Consider the following 25,960-nt stretch of genomic DNA (forward strand, 5'->3'; position numbering starts at 1 on the left):
GGAGCTGGGTGGTGCAGTGGAAGTACCGGGAGAGGCGAACCGGACGGCCGTGAGCGCGCGCCGCGCACCCCTGCCGTCGTCCCCCCGCCCCCCGGGCCCGACCGCGGCCTGTGTTCCCGGCCGGGGCGGACGCCGACAGGTATAGTCCACTCACTGTGAACTGGGCAAGATCGAATGCAGGTTTGGCCGCCGGTCTTTTCCGAGTTGAGACCTCCCGGAAATAAGCCGCACCACGGGAGATGTTGATCTTCCCAACTCGACTGCCTACAAAGGATGGAGAGACAGAACGGGCGATACCCGGGACACACCGTTCAGTTCTTGAACGACGGTCCCGCAGTACGCGAACGACGATCCCGCGGCTCCCGAACGACGTCCCCGCCCCTCGGACCCCGTACGCGAGGACTTCCGCCGCCCGCCCCTCGGCCCTCGTACGCCGAGGCCCGCACCGCCCGCCCCCACTCCCCCGGCGAACTCCGCACCGACCCGCCACCGCCGGCCCGCGCCGCCACCCGCACGCGACCTGCCGGACACCGGCCGGGGCCAGCACACGAGGGCGCGATCCGGCCACACTCCCGCGCGCCTCCGCACACCGCTCCAACACCCTTGACACCACCGGGCACTTGCCGCCCTACTGGACCTTGCGCAGCGAACTGACAACGTTGTCCAAGGTCGCCGGGAGGGTGCACGCTCATGCAGGGCAGATCCGGTCAGGGCAGATCCGGGCGCGGCGGGGCAGGCCGTCGCAGACGCCGGACCGCGCTTCACACGACGGCGGCGCTGGGCGCCGCCGCGCTGGTGCTCACCGTCGCGGGCCAGGGGCCCGCCTTCGCGCGTCCGGAGCAACACCCGGGCGCGCAGCGGGAGTTCAGCTCCTCGTTCGAGACGGGCGATCCGGTGCCCGACTGGCTGAACACCGTGGAGAGCGGCCCGGACGGCGCCAAGCGTGCCTCCGGCGTCGACGGCGGCTACGCGGCGGGCATCCCCGGCAACGTCAACGGGCATGTCACCGACGTCCGCGCGAGCGGTGAGAACGCGGGCTCGGGCGAGACCAAGGAGAATCTCGTCGACGGCGAGGCGAGCACGAAGTGGCTGGCGTTCACGCCGACGGCCTGGGTCGAGTACGACCTGGACCAGCCGGTGGAGGTCTCCCGCTACGCGCTGACCTCCGCGAACGACTCCGCCGAGCGCGACCCCCGCGACTGGGTCCTCAAGGGCTCCGCGGACGGCAAGGAGTGGACGACCCTCGACACCCGCTCCGACGAGACCTTCGACGGGCGCTTCCGCACGAAGACGTACACGATCGACAAACCGGCCGCCTACGCCCACTTCCGCGTGGAGTTCACCCGGAACAACGGCGCGAGCGGCATCATCCAGCTCGCCGACCTGCAGTTGTCGACCGGTGACGACCAGGCCCCCGCGCCCGAGGACATGCTGTCGCTCGTGGACCGGGGCCCGAGCGGCTCCCCGACGGCGAAGGCGGGCGCGGGCTTCACCGGGAAGCGGGCGCTGCGCTACGCGGGGACGCACAAGGCGGACGGCCGGGCGTTCTCGTACAACAAGGTCTTCGACGTGGACGTGGCCGTCTCCCGGGACACCGAGCTGTCGTACAAGGTGTTCCCGCAGATGGCGGACGGGGACCTCGACTACGACGCGACGAACGTGGCCGTGGACCTCGCCTTCACGGACGGTACGTATCTGAGCGACCTCAAGGCGCTCGACTCGAACGGCGGGCTGCTCACCCCGCGCGGGCAGGGCGCGGCGAAGCGGCTGTACGTGAACCAGTGGAACGCGGTGCGCGCCTCCATCGGCTCGGTCGCCGCAGGCAAGACGGTCGACCGGGTGCTCGTGGCGTACGACTCGCCGAAGGGCCCGGCGAAGTTCCGCGGCTGGGTGGACGACATCGGCATCCGGCGCGCGAAGCCGGCCCCGCCGAAGGCGCATCTGAGCGACTACGCGGTCACGACGCGCGGCACGAACTCCAGCGGCGGCTTCTCCCGCGGCAACACGTTCCCGGCGACGGCCGTCCCGCACGGCTTCAACTTCTGGACGCCGGTGACCAACGCGGGCTCGCTGAGCTGGCTGTACGACTACGCGCGCGACAACGACAAGGACAATCTGCCCACGATGGAGGCGCTGGCCGCGAGCCATGAGCCGAGCCCGTGGATGGGCGACCGGCAGACGTTTCAGGTGATGCCCTCGGCGGCGGCCGGCGACGCGGTGGACACGTCGCGCTCGGGCCGCGCGCTCGCCTTCCGGCACGAGTCGGAGACGGCCCGGCCGTACTACTACGGCGTGACGTTCGAGAACGGGCTGCGGGCGGAGATGGCGCCTACCGACCACGCGGCGGCGCTGCGCTTCCGCTACCCGGGCGCGGACGCCAGCGTGGTCTTCGACAACGTCTCGGAGCAGGCGGGCCTCACCCTCGACCGGGAGCGCGGGATCGTGACGGGCTACTCGGACGTGAAGTCCGGTCTGTCGACGGGCGCGACGCGGCTGTTCGTGTACGGCGTCTTCGACAAGCCGGTCACGGACGCGTCGGCGTCGGGCGCGAAGGGGCGCTTCACGTTCGACGCGGGCAAGGACCGCACGGTGACGCTGCGCCTGGCGACCTCGCTGATCAGCATCGACCAGGCCGCCGACAATCTGGCGCAGGAGCTGCCGAGCGGGCGGTCCTTCACGGCCGTACGGGACGCGGCGCGGGCGCAGTGGGACGCGCTGATGGGGAAGGTGGAGGTCGAGGGCGCGACCGAGGACCAGCGCACGACGCTGTACTCATCGCTGTACCGGCTGTACCTCTACCCCAACTCGGGCTTCGAGAAGGTCCGTTCGGGCGGGAAGCCGGTCTTCCGATACGCGTCGCCGTTCTCCCCGATGCCCGGCCCCGACACGCCGACGCACACCGGCGCGAAGATCGTGGAGGGCAAGCCGTACGTCAACAACGGCTTCTGGGACACCTATCGCACGACCTGGCCGGCGTACTCGCTGCTGACGCCGGGGAAGGCGGGCGAGCTGGTCGACGGGTTCGTGCAGCAGTACCGGGACGGCGGCTGGATCTCGCGCTGGTCCTCGCCGGGGTACGCGGACCTGATGACGGGCACGTCGTCGGACGTGGCGTTCGCCGACGCGTACGTCAAGGGGGTGCGCGGCTTCGACGCGGAGGGCGCGTACCGGGCGGCGCTGAAGAACGCGACGGTGGTGCCGCCCTCGTCCGGGGTGGGCCGCAAGGGCATGACGACCTCGCCGTTCCTCGGGTACACCTCGACGGACACGCACGAGGGCCTGTCGTGGGCGCTGGAGGGCTACCTCAACGACTACGGCATCGCGCGGATGGGTCAGGCGCTGTACGAGAAGACCGGCGAGGAGCACTACCGGGAGGAGTCGGCGTACTTCCTCGACCGGGCCCGCGACTACGTCCGCATGTTCGACAAGAAGGCGGCCGGCACGGGCTTCTTCCAGGGCCGGGACGCGAAGGGCGCGTGGCGCGTGAAGTCCGAGGACTTCGACCCGCGGATCTGGGGCCACGACTACACGGAGACCAACGCGTGGGGCTACGCCTTCACCGCCCCGCAGGACACGCGGGGCCTCGCCAACCTGTACGGCGGCCGGTCCGGGCTCGCCAAGAAGCTCGACACGTTCTTCTCGACGCCGGAGACGGGCACGAGCGACGTGGCGGGCTCGTACGGCGGTGTCATCCACGAGATGACGGAGGCGCGTGACGTGCGGATGGGCATGTACGGGCACTCCAACCAGGTCGCGCACCACATCACGTACATGTACGACGCGGCCGGGCAGCCCTGGAAGACGCAGGAGAAGGTGCGGGAGGTGCTGTCGCGGCTGTACACGGGCAGCGAGATCGGGCAGGGCTACCACGGCGACGAGGACAACGGCGAGCAGTCGGCCTGGTACCTGTTCTCATCGCTGGGCTTCTATCCGCTGGTCATGGGCAGTGGGGAGTACGCGATCGGCTCGCCGCAGTTCACGAAGATGACGCTGCACCTGGAGAGTGGCAAGGACCTCGTCGTGAAGGCGCCCCGCAACAGCGCGACGAACGTGTACGTGCAGGGCGTGAAGGTGAACGGGCGGACGTGGTCGAAGACGTCCCTCCCGCACGCGGTCGTGGCGAAGGGCGGGGTCGTCGAGTTCGCGATGGGGCCGAAGCCCTCGCGGTGGGGCACGGGCGCGGACGCCGGGCCCGCCTCGCTGACGCGGGGCGACGAGATGCCCGCCCCGCGCACCGACCAGGTCACCGGTGAGGGGCCGCTGTTCGACGACACCTCGGCGACGAGCGCGAGCATGGCCTCGGTGGAACTGCCGGTCGGCGCGGACGGGGCGAAGGCCGTCCAGTACACGCTGACCTCGGCGGACCGGGCGGCGGCGCCGGACGGCTGGCGCCTTGAGGCGTCCGAGGACGGCTCGACGTGGACGACGGTCGACGAGCGCTCCGGCGAGTCCTTCGCCTGGGACCGCCAGACCCGGGTCTTCTCGGTCCGCTCCCCCGCCGCGCACCGGCACTACCGGCTTGTGTTCCCGGGCGGGGCGGCGACGCTGGCGGAGGTGCAGTTGCTCGGGTGAGGCGGGCGGGCCCGGCCGGGGCGCGTCCCCCGCGCCACCTGAGCCACTCACGTCACGGGTGTCACTGGCGTCACTTGCGCCAGAACAGGTGGTGGGTGACGTTCCCGGTCGGGCTCGGCACGATGTCGACGTGGTAGCGGTCGCGCAGCTCGTCCGGCGACTGCCACAGGCGGGAGCCGGAGCCGAGCTTCATCGGTGACACGGCGACGTGCAGGGTGTCGACGAGGCCGGCGTCGAGGAACGCGCGGATCACGGTGGCTCCGCCGCCGAGCCGTACGTCCTTGCCGCCGGCCGCTTCCTTGGCGCGGGCGAGCACGGCCGCAGGCTCGTCGTCCACGAAGTGGAACGTGGTGTCGCCGAGCGTGATCGAGGGCCGCGGGTGGTGCGTCATGACGAAGACGGGCGTACGGAAGGGCGGCTCGTCGCCCCACCAGCCCTGCCAGTCGAGGTTCTCCCAGGGGCCGGTCTGCGGGCCGAACTTGCCGCGGCCCATGATCTCGGCGCCGATGTTGCGGCTGTAGTCGCGTACGAGGTGGTCGTCGAGGCCCCGGGTGCCGCCGGGTTCGCCGCGCATGGGCCAGCTCGCGGTGGCTCCGCACCAGGCGAACATCTCGGCGGGGTCGGCGTGGCCGAAGGGGCGCTCGAAGGTGGGGTTCTCGCCGGCGCCGAAGCCGTCGCTGGAGACGTTGAAGTTCTGCACCTTGAGCAGTTGCTGTGCCATGGCGGTGGGGCCTCCTGGGTCGCGGGCGCGCCGGCCCGCCGGGTCATGGGTGACGTCAGGGAAGACTCTCGCGCCTCGCGGAACTCATCGCTCGCCGCCACGCGCGCGCCGGGCGGCCCCCGGTACGGCGGAGGGCCGCACCCCCGTCGCCGGGGATGCGGCCCTCGCCGCGCGTGCCGTACGGCGCGCCGTACCGCTTACTTGCGGATCAGGCTGCGCAGCACGTACTGCATGATGCCGCCGTTGCGGTAGTAGTCCGCCTCGCCGGGGGTGTCGATGCGCACGACCGCGTCGAACTCGACGCCGGTGTCGGTGGTGACCTTGACCGTGCTCGGGGTGGTGCCGTTGTTCAGCTCCTCGACGCCGGTGAAGGAGAAGGTCTCCTCGCCGGTCAGGCCGAGCGTCTGGGCGGTCTGGCCCTCGGGGAACTGGAGCGGCAGGACGCCCATGCCGATGAGGTTCGAGCGGTGGATGCGCTCGTAGGACTCGGCGATGACGGCCTTGACGCCGAGCAGCGCGGTGCCCTTGGCGGCCCAGTCGCGCGAGGAGCCGGAACCGTACTCCTTGCCCGCGAGGACGACCAGCGGGATGCCCTGCTCGATGTAGTTGCGCGAGGCGTCGTAGATGAACGACACCGGGGCGTCGTCCTTCGTGAAGTCGCGGGTGTAGCCGCCCTCGGTGCCCGGCGCGATCTGGTTGCGCAGGCGGATGTTGGCGAACGTGCCGCGGATCATGACCTCGTGGTTGCCCCGGCGCGAGCCGTAGGAGTTGAAGTCACGACGCTGCACACCGTGCTCGGTGAGGTACTTGCCGGCCGGGGTGTCGGCCTTGATGGCGCCGGCGGGCGAGATGTGGTCGGTGGTGACCGAGTCGCCGAGCTTGGCGAGGACGCGGGCGCCGGAGATGTCGGTGACCGGGGCCGGCTCCATCTGCATGCCCTCGAAGTACGGGGGCTTGCGGACGTAGGTCGACTCGGCGTCCCACTCGAAGGTGTTGCCCGTCGGGATGGGCAGCGCCTGCCACTGGGCGTCACCGGCGAAGACGTCCTCGTAGGACTTGTCGAACATGTCCTCGCCGATGGCGTTGGCGACGACGTCGTTGACCTCGGCCTCGCTCGGCCACAGGTCGGACAGGTAGACGGGCTTGCCGTCCTGGTCCGTGCCGAGGGCGTCCTTGGTGATGTCGACCTTCATCGAACCGGCGATGGCGTACGCGACGACCAGCGGCGGGGACGCCAGGTAGTTCATCTTGACGTCGGGGTTGATACGGCCCTCGAAGTTCCGGTTGCCGGAGAGGACCGAGGTGACGGCGAGGTCGTGGTCGTTGACGGCCTTGGAGACCTCCTCCGGCAGCGGGCCGGAGTTGCCGATGCAGGTGGTGCAGCCGTAGCCGACGAGGTTGAAGCCGACCTTGTCGAGGTAGGGCGTCAGGCCCGCCTTGTCGAAGTAGTCGGTGACGACCTTCGAGCCCGGGGCGAGGGTGGTCTTGACCCACGGCTTGCGGGTCAGGCCCTTCTCGACGGCCTTCTTCGCGACGAGGGCGGCGGCGACCATCACGTACGGGTTCGACGTGTTGGTGCAGGAGGTGATCGCGGCGACGGTGACGGCGCCGTGGTCGATCTCGTACGTCGAGCCGTCGGGGGCGGTCACGGTGACCGGGTTGGACGGGGTGCCGTTGGTGGCGGCGGGGGCGTCGGAGGCCGGGAAGGACTCCTTGCCGGCCTCGTCCACGCTGTCGACGTAGTTACGCACGTCGATCTTGAACTGCTCGGCGGCGTTCGCCAGGACGATGCGGTCCTGCGGGCGCTTCGGGCCGGCGATGGAGGGGACGACCGTGGAGAGGTCCAGCTCCAGCTTCTCGGAGAAGTCGGGCTCGGCGGCCGGGTCCAGCCACAGGCCCTGCTCCTTGGCGTACGCCTCGACGAGCGCGACCTGCTGGGCGTCGCGGCCGGTCAGACGCAGGTAGTTCAGCGTCTCGTCGTCGATCGGGAAGATCGCGGCGGTGGAGCCGAACTCCGGCGACATGTTGCCGATGGTGGCGCGGTTGGCGAGGCTCGTGGCGGCGACGCCCTCGCCGTAGAACTCGACGAACTTGCCGACGACGCCGTGCTTGCGCAGCATCTCGGTGATCGTGAGGACGAGGTCCGTGGCGGTGGTGCCGGCGGGCAGCTCGCCGGTCAGCTTGAAGCCGACGACGCGCGGGATCAGCATGGAGACCGGCTGGCCGAGCATGGCGGCCTCGGCCTCGATGCCGCCGACGCCCCAGCCGAGGACGCCCAGGCCGTTGACCATCGTGGTGTGCGAGTCGGTGCCGACCAGGGTGTCGGGGTAGGCCTGGCCGCCGCGGACCATGACCGTGCGGGCCAGCTTCTCGATGTTGACCTGGTGCACGATGCCGGTGCCCGGCGGGACGACCTTGAACTCGTCGAACGCGGTCTGGCCCCAGCGCAGGAACTGGTAGCGCTCCTTGTTGCGGCCGTACTCCAGCTCGACGTTCTGCTTGAACGCGTCGTCGGTGCCGAACTTGTCGGCGATGACGGAGTGGTCGATGACCAGCTCGGCCGGGGCCAGCGGGTTGATCTTCGCCGGGTCGCCGCCCAGCTCCTTGACGGCCTCGCGCATGGTGGCGAGGTCCACGACGCAGGGCACGCCGGTGAAGTCCTGCATGATCACGCGGGCCGGCGTGAACTGGATCTCCTGGGAGGGCTGGGCCTGCGAGTCCCAGTCGCCGAGGGCACGGATGTGGTCGGCGGTGATGTTCGCGCCGTCCTCGGTGCGGAGCAGGTTCTCCAGGAGAACCTTGAGGCTGTAGGGAAGGCGAGCGGAGCCCTCGACCTTGTCCAGCCTGAAGATCTCGTACGACTCGTCGCCCACGCGCAGCGTGCTGCGGGCGTCGAAGCTGTTCGCCGACACGACAGTCTCCTTCATTTATGTGCGCGTTCCACCACGATCCTGCCGCCACGCCGGCCCGTCGATCCGCTAAGGTAAGGCTTAGTTAGGTAACCCTTACCGCCGGCTCGGAGCCGGCGCCCGGCCGCGGGGCGCCTCGGCAGATATCTCGATGTCGAGATAACTCTAGTACATGACCCCTGCGCGCGACCAAGCGCGTCCCCCAGTCATGTCCTACGTCACGCCCCTCCATCCTGATACGCCCCTCACGCCCCCACCAGCGCTACACGGTCCCCTTCAGGGCCTTCGCGCCCTCCCTCGACACCGCCGAGCCACCGCACAGGCCCCCCGCCCGGCCGCCGCGATCGTCAAGAGCGGGGCAAGAGCCGGCCATCTCCCCACCACGCCCCTCGGGCGGGGGTGTTCGAGAGGCGGAAGGCGGGGTACCGGTTGTTCGCGGGGCACTGACGGCTCGTCACCCGTACGGACCCCCTCGGAATGCGTCATCTCATATCTGAGATAACCTGACGCCATGGAAGACGACTACCTCGTACGCATCGGCAAGCTCATCCGTGACGCGCGTCAGCACCGGGGCTGGACGCAGACGCATCTCGCCGAGGCGCTCGGCACCAGTCAGAGCGCCGTGAACCGCATCGAGCGCGGCAACCAGAACATCAGCCTTGAGATGATCGCCCGTATCGGCGAGGCCCTCGACAGCGAGATCGTGTCCCTCGGCTACTCCGGGCCGATGCATCTGCGGGTGGTCGGCGGGCGTCGGCTTTCCGGCTCCATCGACGTCAAGACGAGCAAGAACGCGTGCGTGGCGCTGCTGTGCGCGTCGCTGCTCAACAAGGGGCGTACGGTGCTGCGCCGCGTCGCGCGCATCGAGGAGGTCTACCGGCTCCTGGAGGTGCTGGGCTCCATCGGGGTGCGCACCCGCTGGATCAATGACGGCGTGGACCTGGAGATCGTGCCGCCCGCGCAGCTGGACATGGGCGCGATCGACGCGGACGCGGCCCGCCGCACGCGCTCCATCATCATGTTCCTCGGCCCGCTGCTGCACCGCGTGGACCACTTCAAGCTGCCGTACGCGGGCGGCTGCGACCTCGGCACCCGCACGATCGAGCCGCACATGATCGCGCTGCGCCGGTTCGGCCTGGACATCACGGCGACCGAGGGGCTCTACCACGCGGAGGTCCAGGCGGGCGTCACCCCGGACCGGCCCATCGTGCTGACCGAGCGCGGCGACACCGTCACGGAGAACGCGCTGCTGGCCGCCGCCCGCGCCGAGGGCACCACCGTCATCCGTAACGCGTCGTCCAACTACATGGTCCAGGACCTCTGCTTCTTCCTGGAGGCCCTCGGCGTGCGCGTCGACGGCATCGGCACGACCACCCTCACCGTCCACGGCGTCCCGCACATCGACGTCGACGTCGACTACTCCCCCTCCGAGGACCCGGTCGAGGCGATGAGCCTGCTGGCCGCCGCCGTCGTCACCGAGTCCGAACTCACCGTGCGCCGCGTGCCGATCGAGTTCCTGGAGATCGAGCTGGCGGTCCTGGAGGAGATGGGCCTCGACCACGACCGCTCCGCCGAGTACGTCGCGGACAACGGCCGCACCCGCCTGGTGGACCTGACCGTGCGCCCCTCCAAACTGGAGGCGCCGATCGACAAGATCCACCCGATGCCGTTCCCCGGCCTGAACATCGACAACGTGCCGTTCTTCGCGGCCATCGCGGCGTCGGCGCAGGGCAAGACCCTCATCCACGACTGGGTCTACGACAACCGCGCCATCTACCTCACCGACCTCAACCGCCTCGGCGGCCGCCTCCAGCTCCTCGACCCGCACCGGGTGCTCGTGGAGGGCCCCACGCGCTGGCGCGCCGCCGAGATGATGTGCCCGCCGGCGCTGCGCCCCGCGGTCGTCGTGCTGCTGGCGATGATGGCGGCGGAGGGCACCTCCGTCCTGCGCAACGTCTACGTCATCAACCGCGGTTACGAGGACCTGGCGGAGCGCCTGAACTCGGTGGGCGCCCAGATCGAGACGTTTCGGGACATCTGACGGGACATCTGATACGTGAATGCCGCCGCACCCCGTCTGACCTGCTACGGAGCGAGTCAGGTAGGGGTGCGGCGGCATCCAGAGCCATGGACGCCTGGTCGGCGTCCCACCCGCAAACGCCCAACGGCCCCGGCCCCATTGACCTTGGCGTGCGGGACGCGCCCTTCGACGCCCTGTCCACGCTCTTCCTCAAGGGATGTGGAAGGGAACGCTCGTGATGACGATCTTCGGGAGGGGGCGCAGGGCGCGGCGGAGGCGGGCGGCGTCCTTGCTGTGCAGGAGCCGGTGGCGCAGGTGCCGGGTGACGATCTCGGGGAGGATCACGGTGATGGTCAGGTCGGGGCGCTGGTGGTGGAGTGCCTCGATGTAGTGGATCAGCGGTGCGACGATCGCCCGGTACGGGGAGAGGACGACGTGGAGGGGCACGTGATCGCCCCAGACGGTCCAGTACTCACGGAACCGCTGTGCTTCCTCCTCGCTGGGACTGATGTGCAGGGCGAGCGTGGGTTGCTGGAGTGAGTCCGCGTAGGCGAGGGCCCGCAGGCCGGCGAGATCGAGGGAGGCAAGGGCGACGACTGTCAGGTGATGTACGGCCTGGGGTGTTTCCTCCCTTTCTTCTTCTCCGTCTCCCTTTTCGTGGTCCGGCTGTCCCCCTCCGGGCTTCGCGGGGTGGTGCGCCGGCGGTACGGGTGCGGGGGCACGGGCGGGCGAGCCGGGAGGGCCGGGGGCTTCCGTGGTCTCGGGCCTCAGTCGCAGCGCCGCGCCCGCCGTCCGGTAGTGGTGCCGGATGCGTGTGGCCAGCAGGAAGAACAGGCCGATGGCGAGGAGAGCGACCCAGGCTCCGGAGGTGAACTTGGTGAGGGCGGCGGTGATCAGGACGAGTGTGGAGAGCACTGCTCCGACGGCGTTGAAGGTGAGGCTCTTGCGCCAGTGCCGGGTGCGGACGCGGCGCCAGTGGACCACCATGCCCGTCTGCGACAGGCTGAAGGCGAGGAATACACCCACGGCGTACAGCGGGATCAGCGCGTTCGTGTCGCCCGCGAAGACGACGAAGACGAGGGCGGAAGCGACCGACAGCAGGGCGATGCCGTTGCTGAAGGCCAGTCGGTCGCCCTGCCTGAGGAAGATGTGGGGGGCGTGGCCGTCGCGGGCCAGGAGGAACAGCACGCGGGGGAAGTCGTTGTAGGCGGTGTTCGCAGCGAGGAGGAGCACCGCCGCGGTGGCGGCCTGGACGAAGACGTACATCGGGCCGGAATGGAATGTCAGGTGGGCGAGCTGCGACAGGACCGTCTCGTCGCTCCGGGGGATGATGCCGCGCAGATGGACGATGGCGATGATGCCTCCGAACATGGCGACGAGCAGGCCGGTCATCCACGTGAGTGTGGCGCGTGCGTTGCGCCAGCGGACAGGCCGGAAGGCCGGCACAGCGTTGGAGATGGCCTCGATGCCGGTCATCGCCGTGGAGCCGGAGGCGAAGGCGCGCATGACCAGCAGCACTCCGACGCCTTCGGTCGCGTTCAGATGGGGGGCGGGGGCCGCCTCGAACCCGTTCCCGGCCGAGTCCGTCAGATTGCTGATGATCAGGGCGGACATCGCGATGATGAAGGCGTACGTCGGTGCGGCGAACAGCACGCCTGCCTGCCGGATTCCGCGCAGGTTCCCGATCAGCAGGAGAGCGATCATGATCAGGCCCAGCGGGAGCGTGGCCGGCGTGAGCGAGGGGATCGCGGAGGTGACCGCGGCGATTCCGGAGGCGATCGAGACCGCGACCGTGAGGACGTAGTCGATCAGCAGGCCCCCCGCAGCCAGCAGTCCCGGCAGGAGGCCCAGGTTGTCACTGGCGACGATGTAGGAGCCGCCTCCGTGCGGATAGGCGCGGATCGTCTGCCGGTAGGACACGCCTACCACCAGCATCAGGAACGCGACCGTGGCGGCGATCGGCAGGGAGTACGCGAGTCCGGCTGTGCCTGCCAGCACGAGTACGGCCAGCATCGCCTCGGGGCCGTAGGCCACCGAGGACAGGGCGTCGGCCGAGAGGACCGGCAGCGCCACCAGTTTGCTCATGCTCTCGCGTACGACGGCTGTGCTCTTCAGCGGTGCTCCCAGCAGCATCCGGCGGGAGCGATGCGCGAGGCGGCCCGTGCGGGAGCGGGCGGTCGCGTCCGCGTCGTCGGTCTTCCGTTCCGGCGCGTGTTGCCCCAGGGAAGTGATGTGCACCAGCCGGCCGAACCGGGTCGGGCCGATGTCCGCCGCCCGGGGGAACGTCCCCGCGTCGGGGTCGACAGGAAGCTCCCGGTGTTCCCCCGTGAACCCCGGGGCCGCACGACGCCATTGGCGGCCGGCCTCGCGCAGTGCCCGGAGTTGATCGTGATCGAGACGCGGCAGCGCATCGGATGGAGCAGGCACTCCGGAATCCCGCTCATCCTCTTCATGGCCCTTGTTCACATCGCTCAGTGTGGACAGCAGCGGGGCCGATCACGGTGACCTGAGTCGCGCGTGTACGAGCGTGGCGACGTTCTTGTATGACGGTGTGCGGCACGCCGCCGTCGGCTCAATGGGCGGGCTGTTCCATCCGGTGGCGTCACTCTGGGCCGGTCGGTCACGGCTGTGCCCGTGGACGACAGCACTGAGGGACTGCCGCGGCACGTCAGCCGCCGGTGACGAGTGGCAGGGCGTCAAGGCGTGGGAGCAGGCGGGTCGTAGTGACCGGGACCCGCGCGGCACGGCCGGCACGGAAGGGCGCCAGATGACCAGGTATACGCTTCGTGATTCCGTCGCGGTCGCGGCGGCTGTCCTCGGCCCGCTGGTGGTGTCACTGGTGATGGTGCCTTTCCGTGGCGACGTGTCGAGCACGAATCTGGCGCTGATCCTGGTGGTGGTCGTCGTCGGGGTCGCCGCCCTCGGCAATCGCGTGGCCGGCGTTCTGGCCGCGCTGTCCGCCGCCGCCTGGTACTCCTTCTTCCTCACCCGGCCCTACCAGAGCTTCGACATCATCCGCAGCGACGACGTCACCACGGCCGTCACCCTGCTGGCCGTCGGGATCGTCGTCTCGCTCCTCGCCGCCCACGCACGGAAGCTTCAGGTGATCGTCGTCGCCGATGCCGACCACCTCAGCCGCATTCACGACACAGCTCGGCTCGCGCAGACCGCCACCTCCGCCGACACCGTCGTGGACCATGTCAAAGAGCAGCTCACCGAACTGCTGGAGCTACGTGACTGCCGCTTCGAGTACGGCCACCTGCTCGGCCATCCCGCCCGCCTGGAGCAGGACGGCAGGCTCATGATCGGACGCAAGCACTGGGACGTCGACCGGCAAGGCTGGCCGACGGAAGAGATCGAAGTGCGTGCCAACGGCGGCGGCCGCTTCCAGGGCCGCTTCATGCTCTCCCCCACCCCCGGAGCCCGCCCCAGCGTCCAAGCCCGCCTCGTCGCCACGACACTCGCCGACCAAGCCGGCGCCGCCCTGGACACAGCAGGCCCAGGCCCGCAAGAACCTTGACGGACGCGCCTTCGTGTCACCCACGTCTGATCACGCAGATCTGTAGCGGTTTCCGCGAGTCACTGCGAGTCACTGCGAACCTGCGGCCACCAGGGTCGCGGTGAGGGGTTCTAGGTTGGTGATCAGTTCGTCGAGTTCGGCTGGGGACAGGACGTCGTAGGGCGGGATGGCGAGTTCGTCAGTGAGGGTTTCGATGCGCTGTTTGGTCGCACGGCCTGCGTCGGTGAAGTGGCCGTCGCTGTCGACGAGTCCGCGTTCGCGCATGCCGCCCATGACCGCGGCCAAGCGCTCTTTCGGCAGGTGATGGATGCGTCCGAACGACTCCGGGGGGTGGATGCCCTGCTCCAGAGCGGAGAGCACGTGGGCCTCCGTGCCGCCGATGCGCGCGCTGACGAGAGCGGCGATGTGCCCGTCGCCGCGGTGCTCGCGCAGCATGGTCGCGGAATGCCACAGCCGGGCGACGGGGTCGCCGGGCACCTCAAGGGTGCGCATGCCTGCGTACATCACCCGGCCTTCGGTAGGGGCGCCCGTCGCGGCCTTGGTGGTCAGGTCCGCGGCGCGCACCAGGCCCGGGGACTCGGCCAGTTCGTCGCCGAGGATGCGCCTTAGAGAGGCCGCGCTGCCCCGCTCCCGCGCGGCGACGGAGTCCTCGGGCGGGATCGTCTCCCAAGCGCTGGGGATGTGCCGTGCGGCTTCCCCGTCGGCGAAGTTGTAGAAGGCCGCGTGCACGACTTGGGCCGGCACCCGTCCCAGTGGTGCGGCGCGGCTGGCGAAGTAGCCGTCCCAGTAGGTGCGGTGGCCGAGGGCGGCCAGTTCCTCGTTGCACTCGTCCGCCAGGAACGTGACCAGGCAGATCGGCTCCAGGAGCTCGAACATGCGACGGGCGATGTGAGTCATCGGATGCAAGCGTGTCTTGCCCATCGGATTCTCCCTTTGTCAGGTATGCCGACTTGGACCGTCCAGCGCACCAGAACTCATCGGCGACCGGAGGGAAGCAGTACGGATGGGTTGGCATCTGCGCGGCTGTGTATGCGAGACCGGCCCGGTGACGGAATGACTGCCGATCGAGCGCCTGTGAGGGCGGATGCCTCACGTGTGACGACGGAGCTCCCTCGGTCGTCCCCCTTCACGAGCTCAGCCGCACCCGCTGGTGACAACTGACGCGCGTCGGATGGGTGGGACTGATGGCGCACCCGTACTGGGAGGGCCGGTGCCCGCGCCGGGCCCCGTACAGAGCTGCGCAGGCTCGCCGCCGAGAGGAGCCTGCATCGCGCGAGCTGACTGATGTCTGAGTGAGGCGCCGAGCCCTGCGACGACATGGATCATTTTACCCAGCAGCCGAAAGACCATTCGCGCAGCTCAGCGACTACATACCGCTCATCACGGCAGGTCAGGGCGTTCACTGACCTCTTACGGGACGGGACATCGCCGGCGGCCACCAGGCCCGCAAGCACCTCCCCGCCCGCTACCGCAGCCGCGACAACAACCACAACCGCAACCGCAGCCACGCCCGGGCCGCGCGACGGCCGTGACACGTCCACCGGGCGGGGGCGGGGCGCCCCGTTGAGGTGGTTTGCGCGTGGATCATGCGTGTCCGGTGAGCGGGGGCGGCGGGCGGGCGCCATCGTCGGGGGCGTATCAGGCAACCGTCCTCAAGGAGATCCGTTGAAGCGTTCTTCCGTCGCCCTGGTCATCGCCGCCGCGCTCGCGGCCCTGCCCGTCCTGCCCGCCGCGGCGGCCGCCGCCCCGGCCCCGCGCCTCGGCGGGCTCGACTGCACCACCTGGATCCACAACAACGACCCGCTGCACGGCGGCGTCGACTGCACCAACAACACCGGCCAGACGATCACCTTCCACGCCGACATCGTCTGCGGCTGGGCCCCGGACGTCACCGGGAACTCGGTGACCGTGGCACCCGGCGAGGTCGGCGAGTCCTCCGGGACCTGCGCCATCTACAGCTCGGGGATCGGTCACATCGGCTGGACCGTCGAGTAGCGGGGCCCCGCTCCCGGCGGTCGCCGGGCACACGTGTGGGGCGGCCCGTCCCGAAGGATAAGCCGCCCCACACGTCTATTTATATGTGCGCCCGTTGCGCCCGGTACCTACCAGCGATACCAGCGGGCACTTCCGCCCTTCGGACGGGCGATGAACCCGACCAGCCAGACGACGAGCACGATCACGGCGATCCACCACAGTGCCTTGAGGGCGAAGCCCGCACCGAAGAGAAGCAGAGCCAGAAGAAGAACGAGAAGCAGGGGAACCATAGTTATCAACCTCCGAGCCATCGAATGCCCTGGCCCCACAGGTGTACACCCTGTGAAGAAGGTTGTTTATAAGAAACTTACGCGGGAATCCGGTGGCGCCCCGCCCCGTACCGCGACCCGAACGCGGCTCGGAAAAAAGGTGCCTTTGTTGTTTGCGGGGACACATGAGGGATAACCGTCCCGGCAGCAAGACCGTAATCCCCTTTGTGTCGTACGAGGAGTTGAGCGCCGTGGCTGGTGACGAGAAGGCGAAGTCGAAGACCGAGCAGGCCAAGGGCAAGATCAAGGAAGCCGCCGGCCGGACGGTCGGCAACGAGCGCCTTGAGGCCGAGGGCCGCGCCGAGCAGGCCAAGGGCGACGCCCGGGGCGCCAAGGAGAAGGTCAAGGACGTTTTCGACGACTGACCTGGGCCTGAGCGCCTGAGCGCGCCTGAGCGTCTGAGTGACCCCGCAGTGGGGCCGTGACCTGTCCGGTCACGGCCCCACTGGCATGTCCGCCCGGGGGCGGGAGCGGGGCCACCCAGGGGCGGGGGCGGAGCCGCCCGGGCGTAGGATTCTGACGGCCCGTGAGGCGGTGGACACTTCGCTGAAGGCGCAGGCATGGGTGCCGGAAGGCGGGGTACACGGAGCCACGGCGGCCGCACAGGCCGCCACAGAAGGTTGAGACCGAATATGGGAGGGGACCCAGCATGGCGCCCAGCGTGCTGACACAGCAGACGGCCGAGTTGCCCGAGGTCGCCGATCCTTCCCGGATGGCGCCCAAAGACGCACGCGAGCTGTCGAAGCTCTTCTTCCAGGAATTGGCGGTTCTTGAGGAGGGCACGCCGCAGTACAGCTATGCGCGTAACACGCTGATCGAAATGAACATGTCCCTCGTCCGTTACGCGGCCGGCCGGTTCCGCAGCCGCGGCCCGGAGGAGATGGAGGACATCGTCCAGGTCGGCATGATCGGTCTGATCAAGGCGATCGACCGGTTCGAGCTGACGAGAGAGGTGGAATTCACCTCCTTCGCCATTCCTTACATCGTCGGCGAGATCAAGCGTTTCTTCCGTGACACGACCTGGGCCGTGCATGTGCCGCGCCGGCTCCAGGAGGCCCGTGTCCAGCTCGCCCGGGCCACGGAGGAGCTGCGTACCCGGCTCGACCGCGACCCGACGGTCAAGGAGCTGTCGGAGCTGATGAGCCTGTCGGAGGAAGAGGTCGTCGAGGCGCGGCTCGCCTCCAACGGCTACAACTCCTCCTCCCTGGACGCCGCGATCAACAGCAGCGAGGACGGCGAGAGCGCGCTCCAGGACTTCATCGGCAGCGAGGACGCGGCGCTGGAGCTGGTGGAGGACTTCCACGCCCTCGCGCCGATGATCGCCGAACTCGACGAGCGCGACCGGCAGCTCCTGCACATGCGGTTCGTCGACGAGCTGACCCAGGCACAGATCGGTGAGCGCCTGGGCGTGTCCCAGATGCATGTCTCCCGGCTGCTGTCCCGCTGCCTCGCCAAGCTGCGTGAGGGCATGCTCTCGACTTCCTGAGACTCTCCCCCGGACATGACTGAGGCCCGCCACGATCGTGGCGGGCCTCAGTCATGTCCGGCGCCGGGACAGCCCGGGCACCCCACTACACGGGGACACCTCACTACACAGGCACCTCACGCCCCGGGCACCCCACGACCCGTCACGTCTTCCAGTCCAGGCGCAGGACCGCGAGGTCATCGGTGTGCCGGTCCGCGTTGAGGGCGCGGGTGCGGGCGATCAGCTCGTCGAGGTGGGCGCCGGGGTCCACGGTGTCCACCTCGTCGACGATGCGCAGCAGTCCTTCCACCCCGAGCCGCGTGCCCGCCTCGTCCGCGAAGCCCTCGATCAGTCCGTCGGTGTACGCGATGAGCGCGCCCTGCGCCGGCAGGTCCACCTTCGTGGCGGGCCAGTCGCCGAGCCCCGGGGCGATGCCCAGAGCGATGCCGTGGGCGGCGCTGAGCTGCCGGGTGGCGCCGGAGGTCGTGACGAGGGGCTCGTGATGCCCGGCGAGGTGCAGGGTGAGCGTGCCTGCCCCGGGGTCCAGGGTGATCAGGGTGCAGGTGGTGAACAGGTCGTTGCCCGCGCGTTCGGCGATGTGGATCTGCTCGAGGAGGCGCAGCAGTTCCTGGTCGCGGTGGCCGCCGAGCGTCAGGGAGCGCCAGGCGATGCGCAGGCAGACGCCGAGCGCCGCCGCGTCCGGGCCGTGGCCGCTGACGTCCCCGATGACGGCGTGCACCTGGCCGTCGTCGGTCTGGACGACGTCGAGGAAGTCACCGCCGAGCAGCGCCTGCGCCCGGCCGGGGTAGTAGCGGCTGGAGGCGCTGACGCTGGTGGAGGAGAGCAGGGGTTCGGGCAGCAGCCCGCGTTCGAGGCGGGCGTTCTCCTGGGCCCGCAGCCGGCCGATCTGCAACGCCGCGTTGGCGCGCTCGGCCTGCTTGCGCTGGACGGCGTAGCGGACGGCCCGCTGCATGAGGTCCGGGTCGACCTTGCCCTTGATGAGGTAGTCCTGGGCGCCCGCGGCCAGCGCGTCGACGCCGGCGCGGGGCTCGTCGAGGCCGGTGAGCACGATGATCGCGGTACGGGCGTCGGCCTGGATCGCCTGCACCGTCGCCACCCCGCCCGCGTCGGGCAGGTGCAGATCGAGCAGGACGCAGTCGACGGGCGCGGCCGCGAGCGCCTCGCGCGCCTCTGCCGCCGAACGGCAGCGCGTGAGGGTGTGCGGCAGATCGGTGTCGTACAGCAGTTCTTCGACGAGGAGGGCGTCCCCGTCGTCGTCCTCGACCAGCAGCATCAGATACGGCTCGTCGCGGCCTGCGGCGGGAAGGGTCACGGCTGTGTCTCTTCGTCCGGGGCCGCCGGCGCGGCGTCGAGGGCGGGGAGGGTGAGGACGACCCGGGTGCCGGGGGTGTGGTCCGGGTCGATGCCGATCGTGCCGCCGTGGAACTCGACGACCTTCTTGCACATGGCGAGGCCGATGCCGGTCCCCGGGTAGGCGTCCTTGGTGTGCAGCCGCTGGAAGAGGATGAACACCTTCTCCTGGAACTCCGGCTCGATGCCGATGCCGTTGTCGGTGACCGTGAACTGCCAGGTGTCCTCGTCGCGCAGCTCGGCGCCGATGTGGATGCGCGGCGGCCGGTCTGGGCTGTGGAACTTGAGCGCGTTGGACAGCAGGTTCTGCCACAGCATGCCCAGTTGGGTCACATCGCCGACGACGACGGGCAGCGGGTCGTGGGTGATCTCCGCGCCGGTCTCCTCGACGCGCACGCTGAGGTCGTCCAGCGCCCTGGCGAACACGTCCTCCAACTCCACCGTGCGGTGGTCGTTGTGGACGCGGCCGACGCGGGAGAAGGCCAGCAGGTCGTTGATCAGGTTCTGCATGCGGTTGGCGCCGTCGACGGCGAAGGCGATGTACTGGTCGGCCTTGTCGTCCAACTGCCCGCCGTAGCGCCGTTGCAGCAGTTGCGTGAAGCTGGAGACCTTGCGCAGCGGCTCCTGGAGGTCGTGCGAGGCGACGTACGCGAACTGCTCAAGCTCGGCATTGGACCGCTTCAGGTCCTCGGTCTGCTCGTCGAGGACGCCGCGGGTCTCCTCGCTGGAGCGCAGCTCCTTCACGAGCCGCAGCCGCATGGAGTCCACGTCGCTGGCGAGCCTGCGCAGGTCGGCGGGGCCGCTGCCGGTGATGGAGCGGTCGAAGCGCCCCTGGGCGACGTCGCGGGCGGCCTCGCCGAGCCGGCTGAGCGGGCGGGTGACCCCTCGGCGCAGGCCCTCGAAGACGAGTGCGGCGACGACCAGGATGACCACGGCGATGACCGAGAACATCCAGTTCCGCAGGGTCACCGACCGCTTCAGCTCCTGGGTGGCCGCGGTCCGTTCGTCCTGGAGGTGGGTCTGCTGGCGTGTCATCGCCCGCCGCAGCGCGTCGAAGTCCGCCTTGCCGTCGGCGGCCCGCTTCCCGGCGACCCGGGTGGCCTCGGCGGGCGACGCCGACGCGACAGGCCGCGCCACGAGCTTCTGCCAGGCCCCGGCATGCCGTTCCACCGCGGCGAGGTCGTCGAGGGCGCGCTGGTCGCCGTCGAGCAGCGGGCGCAGCCGCCGCAGGGCGTCCTTCTCGGCGGTGACCCCTTGCGCGTACGGCTCCAGGAAGTCGCGGCGGCCGGACACGCCGTAGCCGCGGATGCCCGTCTCCTGGTTGATCAGGGCCTCTTCGTACCGGATCGACTCGATCAGGGCCGGGGAGCGCCTCTCGATCAGCGAGGCGGTGACCTCGGAGGTACGCCACATCGCCCAGCCGCCCAGGGATCCGAGGCCCGCCAGGACGACGAGGACGCCACTCACCCCCACGCGCAGCCAGCGGCGGGTGGTCCACCCGGAGAACGCACCCCGGAACCGCGTCTGCTCCCTTGCCATCGTGGTGACTTCTCTCTCCTGACCGAGCGCCCTTGCCAGACGCATGTGCGCGGCTACGACACTCTACCCACCCATGGACAACACATGTTGTCCACCTTTGTGAAGCCGCAGTAGGGTGACGCCATGCTCGATCCGTCTCCCGTTACCCCCCTTTCCCGGGGGGAAACGGCCGCGTTGGTGGCCCGGCTGGTGGACGAAGTCAGTCGGCGCCTCACTCCGGAAACCGTCCGCCCACCGGCGAAGGCCGCCGATCCGATACATGAGTCCCGCAGATATGCTCTTCTACGCCTGCGAGTTCTCACCGACGTCAAGCGGGCGGTCAGGTCCCTGGAGGACGAGGCCGCCCTCGCCGCCGCGGAGAGCGGCGCCGGGTACCCCGCCATCGGCCAGGCCGTCAGCATGAGCCGGCAGGGAGCAAGACGCCGCTGGCCCGGACTGGTCACCAGCGACACGAACGACACGACCGAACCGCCCCACCGTCCCCCACTCCGGAGCACGTGACTCATGGCTGCCGCCGCTATCCGCCCCTACGACGTGCTGCTGGTCGAGGACGACACCGCCGACGCGATGCTCATCCAGGACGCTCTCACCGAGCGCGGTACCCGCAACCTCACCCAGGTCTCCGACGGGGTCGAGGCGCTCGACTACCTGCGTGACCCGGACAGTTCGCGCCCCGACCTCATCGTGCTCGACCTGAACATGCCCCGGATGAACGGGCGCGAGTTCCTGGCCGTGGTGAAGGAGGACGCCGACCTGCGCACGATCCCGGTCGTCGTCCTCACCACCTCCGCCGCCCCCGACGACGTCACCGGCGCCTACCACCACCACGCCAACGCGTACGTCACGAAGCCGGTCAACCTCGACGAGTTCGAGGCGGCCGTCCGCAGCATCGACGCCTTCTACCTCGACGTCACCGTCAAGCCCCCGAAGGAGTAGCGCGCGACGGGCGGCTGCGGTGCGCCGGTTCAGCGGCTGTCCGTCATGCCGCCCGTGACCGCGATCGTCTCGCCGACCGTGTAGCTGGAGTCGGCCTCACAGGCGAGATGGACGTAGGCCGGGGCCATCTCCTCGGGCTGCGCGGCGCGGCCGAGGGGGTCGGAGGACGAGCCGAGGTCTTCGAGGTAGTGGTCCGGGAAGCGCTGGCCCGAGAGGTTGAGTACGGTCCAGGTCGGGCCAGGGGCGACCACGTTGGCCCGTACACCGCGCTTGGCGAGGTGGCTCGCCACGGACTTCGTGAAGACGATCTGCGCGGCCTTGGAAGCGGCGTAGTCCATCATCATGTCGCTGCCCTTGAGCCCTTCCTCGGACGCCGTGGCGATCACGGCGTCCCCCTGCCCCAGGTGCGGGAGCGCGGCGAGGAAGAGGTGGAAGTAGGCGTACATGTTGGTCTTGAACGCCAGGTCGAAGTCCTCGAAGTCGAGGTCTTCCAGGCTGTTCTGGCTGTTCAGCCGGGCGGCGTTGCTGACCAGGATGTTGAGGCCGCCGAGTTCGCGGACGGTGGCCTCGACGGTCTCCCGGCAGAAGTCGGCGTCGCACAGGTCGCCGGGCAGCAGCAGGCAGGTGCGGCCCTCCTTCCGCACGGCCTCCCGGGTCTCCTCGGCGTCCGGCTGCTCCTCGGGCAGATAGACGATCGCCACGTCGGCGCCCTCGCGGGCGTAGAGGACGGCGACCGCGCGGCCGATCCCGGAGTCGCCGCCGGTGATCAGGGCCACCTTGCCCGCGAGTTTGCCGGAGCCCCGGTAGTCGGGGGCCAGATAGCAGGGGCGCTGGCTCATCCGGGATTCCAGCCCGGGACGGTCTTGGCGCTCGTACGCGTACGGCGGGGTGGGCCTGCGCTCGGCGGAGCGGGACCGGTCGTTCTGGTCGTACGGGTCATGCGGGTCGTGCGGGGAGCCGGGCACGGGCTCACCTCCTGGCGTCGAGGACAGGGCCGTCGTGCTGTCGGGAGGGCGGCGGACGCATGGCCTCCGCTCTCACGGCCCCGGCCGGGTGCCCCCGCCGATCATCCTCAATCACCGGCGTCCCCCGGTCGGGGCAGTCGTCCCCCGGTCAGGGCAGTACGGCCAGCCCGTCGATCTCGACCTGTGCCTCCTCGTCCCACAGGCGGCTCACGCCGATGACGGCCATCGCCGGGTAGTCGCGGCCGGCCTGCTCGCGCCAGATCCGGCCCAGTTCGCGGGCGTGGGCGCGGTAGGCGGCGACGTCGGTGGCGTAGACCGTCACGCGGGCGAGGTGGGCGGGGGTGCCGCCCGCGTGGCGCAGGGCCGTGAGGAGGTTCCCGAGGGCGCGGGCGAACTGCTCGGGCAGGGTCGTGCCGGTGACCTTGCCGTCGGCGTCGAGCGCGGTCTGGCCGGCCAGCATCACCAGCGTGCCGCCGGTGGCGACGACGGCGTGCGAGAAACCGGCGGGCGGGGACAGCTCCGGCGGGTTGACGCGGTCGAGCCCTGCCGGGTCGGCGGGGTCAGCGGCCATGGTCTGCCTCCTTGTACAACTCCTTGGCGATGATGGCGCGTTGGACCTCGCTTGCGCCCTCGTAGATACGGGGGGCGCGGACCTCGCGGTACAGGTGTTCCAGGACGTGGCCGCGGCGCAGGGCGCGGGCGCCGTGGAGCTGGACGGCCGTGTCGACCACGTGCTGGGCGGCCTCCGTGGCGAGCAGTTTCGCCATCGCGGCGCGGCGCGGCACGTCCGGCGCGCCCTCGTCGTACGCACAGGCCGCCGCGAGGACGAGGAGCCGTGCCGACTCGACGCGTACGGCCATGTCGGCGACGGCGTGGGCGACCGTCTGGAGCTCCTTGAGCGGCCCGCCGAACGCCTCCCGGCCGGCCGTGTGCGCGAGCGTGGCGTCCAGCGCGGCCTGCGCCATGCCCACCGCGAACGCGCCGACGCTCGGCCGGAACAGGTTCAGCGTGCCCATCGCCACCCGGAAGCCCCCGCCGCTCGCCCCGAGCCGGTCGGCGTCCGTGACGGGTACGCCGTCGAAGGCCAGGGTGCCGATGGGGTGCGGGGACAGCATGTCGAGGGGTTCGCCGGTGAGCCCGGGGCGGTCGGCGGGGACGAGGTACGCCGTGATGCCGCGCGCCCCCGGGGCCTCGCCGGTACGCGCGAAGACGGTGTAGAAGTCGGCCTGCGGCGCGTTCGAGATCCAGGTCTTCTCGCCGGTCAGGCGCAGCCGCCCGGGCCCGTCGGGGACGGCGCTCAGCGCGAGCGCCGCCGCGTCGGAGCCGGCCCCGGGCTCGCTCAGCGCGAACGCGGCGACCGCGCGCCCCGCCGCGACCTCCCCCAGCCAGCGCTCGCGCTGCTCGGGCGTGCCGTGGGCGTGGACGGGGTGGGCGCCGAGGCCCTGGAGGGCGAGCGCGGTCTCCGCCTCCGTACAGACGCGGGCGAGCGACTCGCGCATGAGGCACAGGTCGAGGGCGCCGGAGGTGAACAGGCGCTCAAGGAGGCCGAGTCGGCCGAGCCCTTCGAGGAGCGGGCGGTTGACGCGGCCCTCCTCGCCCTTCTCGGCGAGCGGGACGAGATGGCGGGCGGCGTCCTCGCGCAGCCGCTCACACCAGGCGATCTGTTCGGGTTCGAGCGAGAATGACCCCATCTGCCGGTGCTCCTCTCCGGGCCGTGGCCCCGGGCCGGCGTTCCGGCCCGCGGGAACCGTATCGCGCAGTCTTGACCGCCGTCACCATCACGATACGCTCGTTGCGCGGTCGTCCGGCGGTGCGACGGCCGGCGCGAGCCTGTCCTTGAGGGCCCACCACGGCAAGGGGGCGCCCGGCCATGACCGACCCGACGACACCGTCCGACCCGCCCCGGCCCGCTCCGCCCGGCGCGGCGCTCCCGCCCCTGTCGCGTTCGGGGCACACCGACACGTTCGCGCGCGACCATCTGCCGCCGCGCGAGCAGTGGCCGGACCTCGTACGCGGACTGCCCGCACTCGCCTACCCCGAGCGCCTGAACTGCGGCGCGGCCCTCCTCGACGCGACCGTCGCCCGCTTCGGCCCGGACCGGCCCGCCTTCCACGCCCCCGGCCGCACCTCGTGGAGTTACGGGGACCTGCTGACGACCGTCGACCGGATCGCGCATGTGCTCAGCGGCGACCTCGGTGTCGTGCCCGGCGAGCGGGTGCTGCTGCGCGGCCCGACCACGCCCGAACTCGCCGCCTGCTGGCTCGCGGTGATGAAGGCGGGGGCCGTCGCCGTGACCGTGCTGGCTCAGGCGCGGTCCGCGGAACTGGCGACGATGTGCGAGATCGCCCGCGTCCGGTACGCGCTGTGCGACGTACGGTCCTTCGACGATCTGGCGAAGGCGGAGGTGCCGGGGCTGCGGGTGGTGACGTTCGGCGGGGAGGGCCCCGACGACCTGCTGCGCCGCGCCGCCGGGCGGCCCGGCCGCTTCGACGCCGTGGACACCGCCGCCGACGACGTCGCCCTCATCGCCTTCACCTCCGGTACGACCGGGCGGCCGAAGGGCTGTATGCACTTCCACCGGGACGTGCTCGCCGTCGCGGACACGTTCTCCGCGCAGGTGTTGCGGCCGGTGCCGGACGACGTGTTCGCGGGGAGCCCGCCGCTCGGGTTCACGTTCGGGCTCGGCGGGCTCGTCCTCTTCCCGCTGCGCGCCGGGGCGTCCGCGCTGCTGCTCGAACAGGCGGGCCCCGCGCGGCTGTTGCCCGCCATCGCCGAGCACGGGGTGTCGGTCCTGTTCACCGCCCCGACCGCGTACCGGTCGATGCTCGCCCAGCTGACCGGCGGCGGAGGCCAGGGCGGGGGCCCGTACGACATCTCCTCGCTGCGGCGCTGTGTCTCCGCCGGGGAGAACCTGCCGGCCGCCACCTGGCACGCCTGGCACGACGCGACCGGCCTGCGCATCATCAACGGCATCGGCGCCACCGAACTCCTGCACATCTTCATCTCCGCCGCCGACGACGCGATCCGGCCCGGGACGACGGGGGTGCCGGTGCCCGGCTGGCAGGCGCGGATCGTGGACGACGACGGGCGCGAACTCCCGGACGGGGAGGCGGGGTTGCTCGCCGTGCGCGGTCCGGTCGGCTGCCGCTACCTCGCCGATCCGCGCCAGCGCGCGTACGTACGCCACGGCTGGAACATCACCGGCGACACCTATGTCCGCGACGCCGACGGCTACTTCCGGTACGTGGCCCGCGCCGACGACATGATCATCTCGGCGGGGTACAACATCCCCGGGCCCGAGGTCGAGGAGGCACTGCTGCGGCATCCGGACGTGACGGAGGCCGCGGTCGTGGGGCGGCCCGACGAGGCGCGCGGGCAGATCGCCGTGGCCCATGTCGTGCTGCGGCCGGGCGCGCGGCGCGACGCGCAGGCGCTGCGGGACTTCGTGACGGCGGAGCTGGTGCCGTACAAGTGCCCGCGCGTCATCGAGTTCCTGGACGCGCTGCCGCGTACGGCGACGGGCAAGCTCCAGCGGTTCCGGCTCCGGGAGCCTCGCGGGGGCGGTGCCCCGGGGGTAGGTGGGGCCGGGAGGGACGGTGGCGCCAGGGGGGACGGTGGGGGCGGAACCGTACAGTGATC

18 protein-coding genes are annotated in these 25,960 nt (G+C 70.6%); 8 read left to right on the forward strand and 10 right to left on the reverse strand.

What is annotated here, in order from left to right; all coding sequences use genetic code 11:
* Positions 1 to 690 precede the first annotated feature (690 nt).
* Entirely contained in the window at positions 691 to 4,572 is a 3,882-nt protein-coding gene (locus tag ACZ7LY_RS01235) for a GH92 family glycosyl hydrolase (RefSeq protein ID WP_471622381.1), read from the forward strand.
* Between the two features lie 70 nt (positions 4,573 to 4,642).
* On the opposite strand, the gene ACZ7LY_RS01240 is transcribed toward ACZ7LY_RS01235, so the two are convergent.
* Together ACZ7LY_RS01240 and acnA are read right to left on the reverse strand one after the other, a co-directional pair.
* On the reverse strand, positions 4,643 to 5,293 hold the full coding sequence (locus ACZ7LY_RS01240; RefSeq protein WP_471622382.1) for a dihydrofolate reductase family protein: 651 nt from the start codon (positions 5,291 to 5,293) through the stop codon (positions 4,643 to 4,645).
* Positions 5,294 to 5,490: 197 nt separating this feature from the next.
* Positions 5,491 to 8,205: an aconitate hydratase AcnA gene (acnA, locus tag ACZ7LY_RS01245; protein WP_471622383.1), complete on the reverse strand. Its 2,715-nt coding sequence runs from the start codon at positions 8,203 to 8,205 to the stop codon at positions 5,491 to 5,493.
* A gap of 508 nt (positions 8,206 to 8,713) precedes the next feature.
* Here acnA and ACZ7LY_RS01250 point away from each other — a divergent pair.
* Positions 8,714 to 10,243, forward strand: coding sequence for a helix-turn-helix domain-containing protein (locus ACZ7LY_RS01250; protein ID WP_471622384.1), 1,530 nt, complete (start codon positions 8,714 to 8,716; stop codon positions 10,241 to 10,243).
* Positions 10,244 to 10,432: 189 nt separating this feature from the next.
* Here the strand turns inward: ACZ7LY_RS01250 and ACZ7LY_RS01255 are convergent, their stop codons facing one another.
* Positions 10,433 to 12,307, reverse strand: coding sequence for an APC family permease (locus ACZ7LY_RS01255; RefSeq protein ID WP_471622617.1), 1,875 nt, complete (start codon positions 12,305 to 12,307; stop codon positions 10,433 to 10,435).
* A gap of 682 nt (positions 12,308 to 12,989) precedes the next feature.
* Here ACZ7LY_RS01255 and ACZ7LY_RS01260 point away from each other — a divergent pair.
* Positions 12,990 to 13,742, forward strand: a complete 753-nt coding sequence (locus ACZ7LY_RS01260; protein ID WP_471622618.1) for a DUF4118 domain-containing protein — start codon at positions 12,990 to 12,992, stop codon at positions 13,740 to 13,742.
* Between the two features lie 69 nt (positions 13,743 to 13,811).
* Here the strand turns inward: ACZ7LY_RS01260 and ACZ7LY_RS01265 are convergent, their stop codons facing one another.
* Positions 13,812 to 14,639, reverse strand: coding sequence for an SCO6745 family protein (locus ACZ7LY_RS01265; RefSeq protein WP_471622385.1), 828 nt, complete (start codon positions 14,637 to 14,639; stop codon positions 13,812 to 13,814).
* Between the two features lie 768 nt (positions 14,640 to 15,407).
* Between ACZ7LY_RS01265 and ACZ7LY_RS01270 the strand changes: the two genes are divergently transcribed.
* Complete coding sequence (locus ACZ7LY_RS01270; protein WP_471622386.1) at positions 15,408 to 15,737, forward strand: hypothetical protein; 330 nt, start codon at positions 15,408 to 15,410, stop codon at positions 15,735 to 15,737.
* A 107-nt stretch (positions 15,738 to 15,844) separates the two neighbouring features.
* On the opposite strand, the gene ACZ7LY_RS01275 is transcribed toward ACZ7LY_RS01270, so the two are convergent.
* The gene (locus ACZ7LY_RS01275) at positions 15,845 to 16,006 is read right to left on the reverse strand and encodes a DUF5670 family protein (protein WP_471622387.1); all 162 of its coding nucleotides are present in this window, start codon (positions 16,004 to 16,006) and stop codon (positions 15,845 to 15,847) included.
* A 230-nt stretch (positions 16,007 to 16,236) separates the two neighbouring features.
* Here ACZ7LY_RS01275 and ACZ7LY_RS01280 point away from each other — a divergent pair, with 230 nt between their 5' ends.
* Together ACZ7LY_RS01280 and ACZ7LY_RS01285 are read left to right on the forward strand one after the other, a co-directional pair.
* Positions 16,237 to 16,410, forward strand: coding sequence for a CsbD family protein (locus tag ACZ7LY_RS01280; RefSeq protein WP_471622388.1), 174 nt, complete (start codon positions 16,237 to 16,239; stop codon positions 16,408 to 16,410).
* Between the two features lie 284 nt (positions 16,411 to 16,694).
* Positions 16,695 to 17,531 carry an RNA polymerase sigma factor SigF gene (locus tag ACZ7LY_RS01285; protein WP_471622389.1) on the forward strand — a complete coding sequence of 279 codons (837 nt, stop codon included), beginning with the start codon at positions 16,695 to 16,697 and terminating at the stop codon, positions 17,529 to 17,531.
* Positions 17,532 to 17,673: 142 nt separating this feature from the next.
* On the opposite strand, the gene ACZ7LY_RS01290 is transcribed toward ACZ7LY_RS01285, so the two are convergent.
* Together ACZ7LY_RS01290 and ACZ7LY_RS01295 are read right to left on the reverse strand one after the other, a co-directional pair.
* Positions 17,674 to 18,843 carry a PP2C family protein-serine/threonine phosphatase gene (locus ACZ7LY_RS01290; protein ID WP_471622390.1) on the reverse strand — a complete coding sequence of 390 codons (1,170 nt, stop codon included), beginning with the start codon at positions 18,841 to 18,843 and terminating at the stop codon, positions 17,674 to 17,676.
* A complete protein-coding gene (locus ACZ7LY_RS01295; protein WP_471622391.1) occupies positions 18,840 to 20,420 on the reverse strand; it encodes a sensor histidine kinase in 1,581 nt (526 codons plus the stop codon). The genes ACZ7LY_RS01290 and ACZ7LY_RS01295 overlap by 4 nt, the downstream gene beginning before the upstream one ends.
* Positions 20,421 to 20,924: 504 nt before the next feature.
* On the opposite strand from ACZ7LY_RS01295, the gene ACZ7LY_RS01300 reads away from it, so the two are divergent.
* Positions 20,925 to 21,356, forward strand: coding sequence for a response regulator (locus ACZ7LY_RS01300; RefSeq protein ID WP_471622392.1), 432 nt, complete (start codon positions 20,925 to 20,927; stop codon positions 21,354 to 21,356).
* Between the two features lie 29 nt (positions 21,357 to 21,385).
* Here the strand turns inward: ACZ7LY_RS01300 and ACZ7LY_RS01305 are convergent, their stop codons facing one another.
* The 3 genes from ACZ7LY_RS01305 to ACZ7LY_RS01315 form a co-directional block, all read right to left on the reverse strand.
* Positions 21,386 to 22,321: an SDR family oxidoreductase gene (locus tag ACZ7LY_RS01305; protein WP_471622393.1), complete on the reverse strand. Its 936-nt coding sequence runs from the start codon at positions 22,319 to 22,321 to the stop codon at positions 21,386 to 21,388.
* Between the two features lie 148 nt (positions 22,322 to 22,469).
* Positions 22,470 to 22,892, reverse strand: a complete 423-nt coding sequence (locus ACZ7LY_RS01310) for a RidA family protein (RefSeq protein ID WP_471622394.1) — start codon at positions 22,890 to 22,892, stop codon at positions 22,470 to 22,472.
* Positions 22,882 to 24,012 carry an acyl-CoA dehydrogenase family protein gene (locus ACZ7LY_RS01315; protein ID WP_471622395.1) on the reverse strand — a complete coding sequence of 377 codons (1,131 nt, stop codon included), beginning with the start codon at positions 24,010 to 24,012 and terminating at the stop codon, positions 22,882 to 22,884. Before ACZ7LY_RS01315 ends, ACZ7LY_RS01310 begins: the two co-directional genes overlap by 11 nt.
* A gap of 179 nt (positions 24,013 to 24,191) precedes the next feature.
* Between ACZ7LY_RS01315 and ACZ7LY_RS01320 the strand changes: the two genes are divergently transcribed.
* Entirely contained in the window at positions 24,192 to 25,958 is a 1,767-nt protein-coding gene (locus tag ACZ7LY_RS01320) for an AMP-binding protein (protein WP_471622396.1), read from the forward strand.
* Positions 25,959 to 25,960 lie beyond the last annotated feature (2 nt).

The organism is Streptomyces sp. NPDC107550 (genome assembly GCF_055639095.1).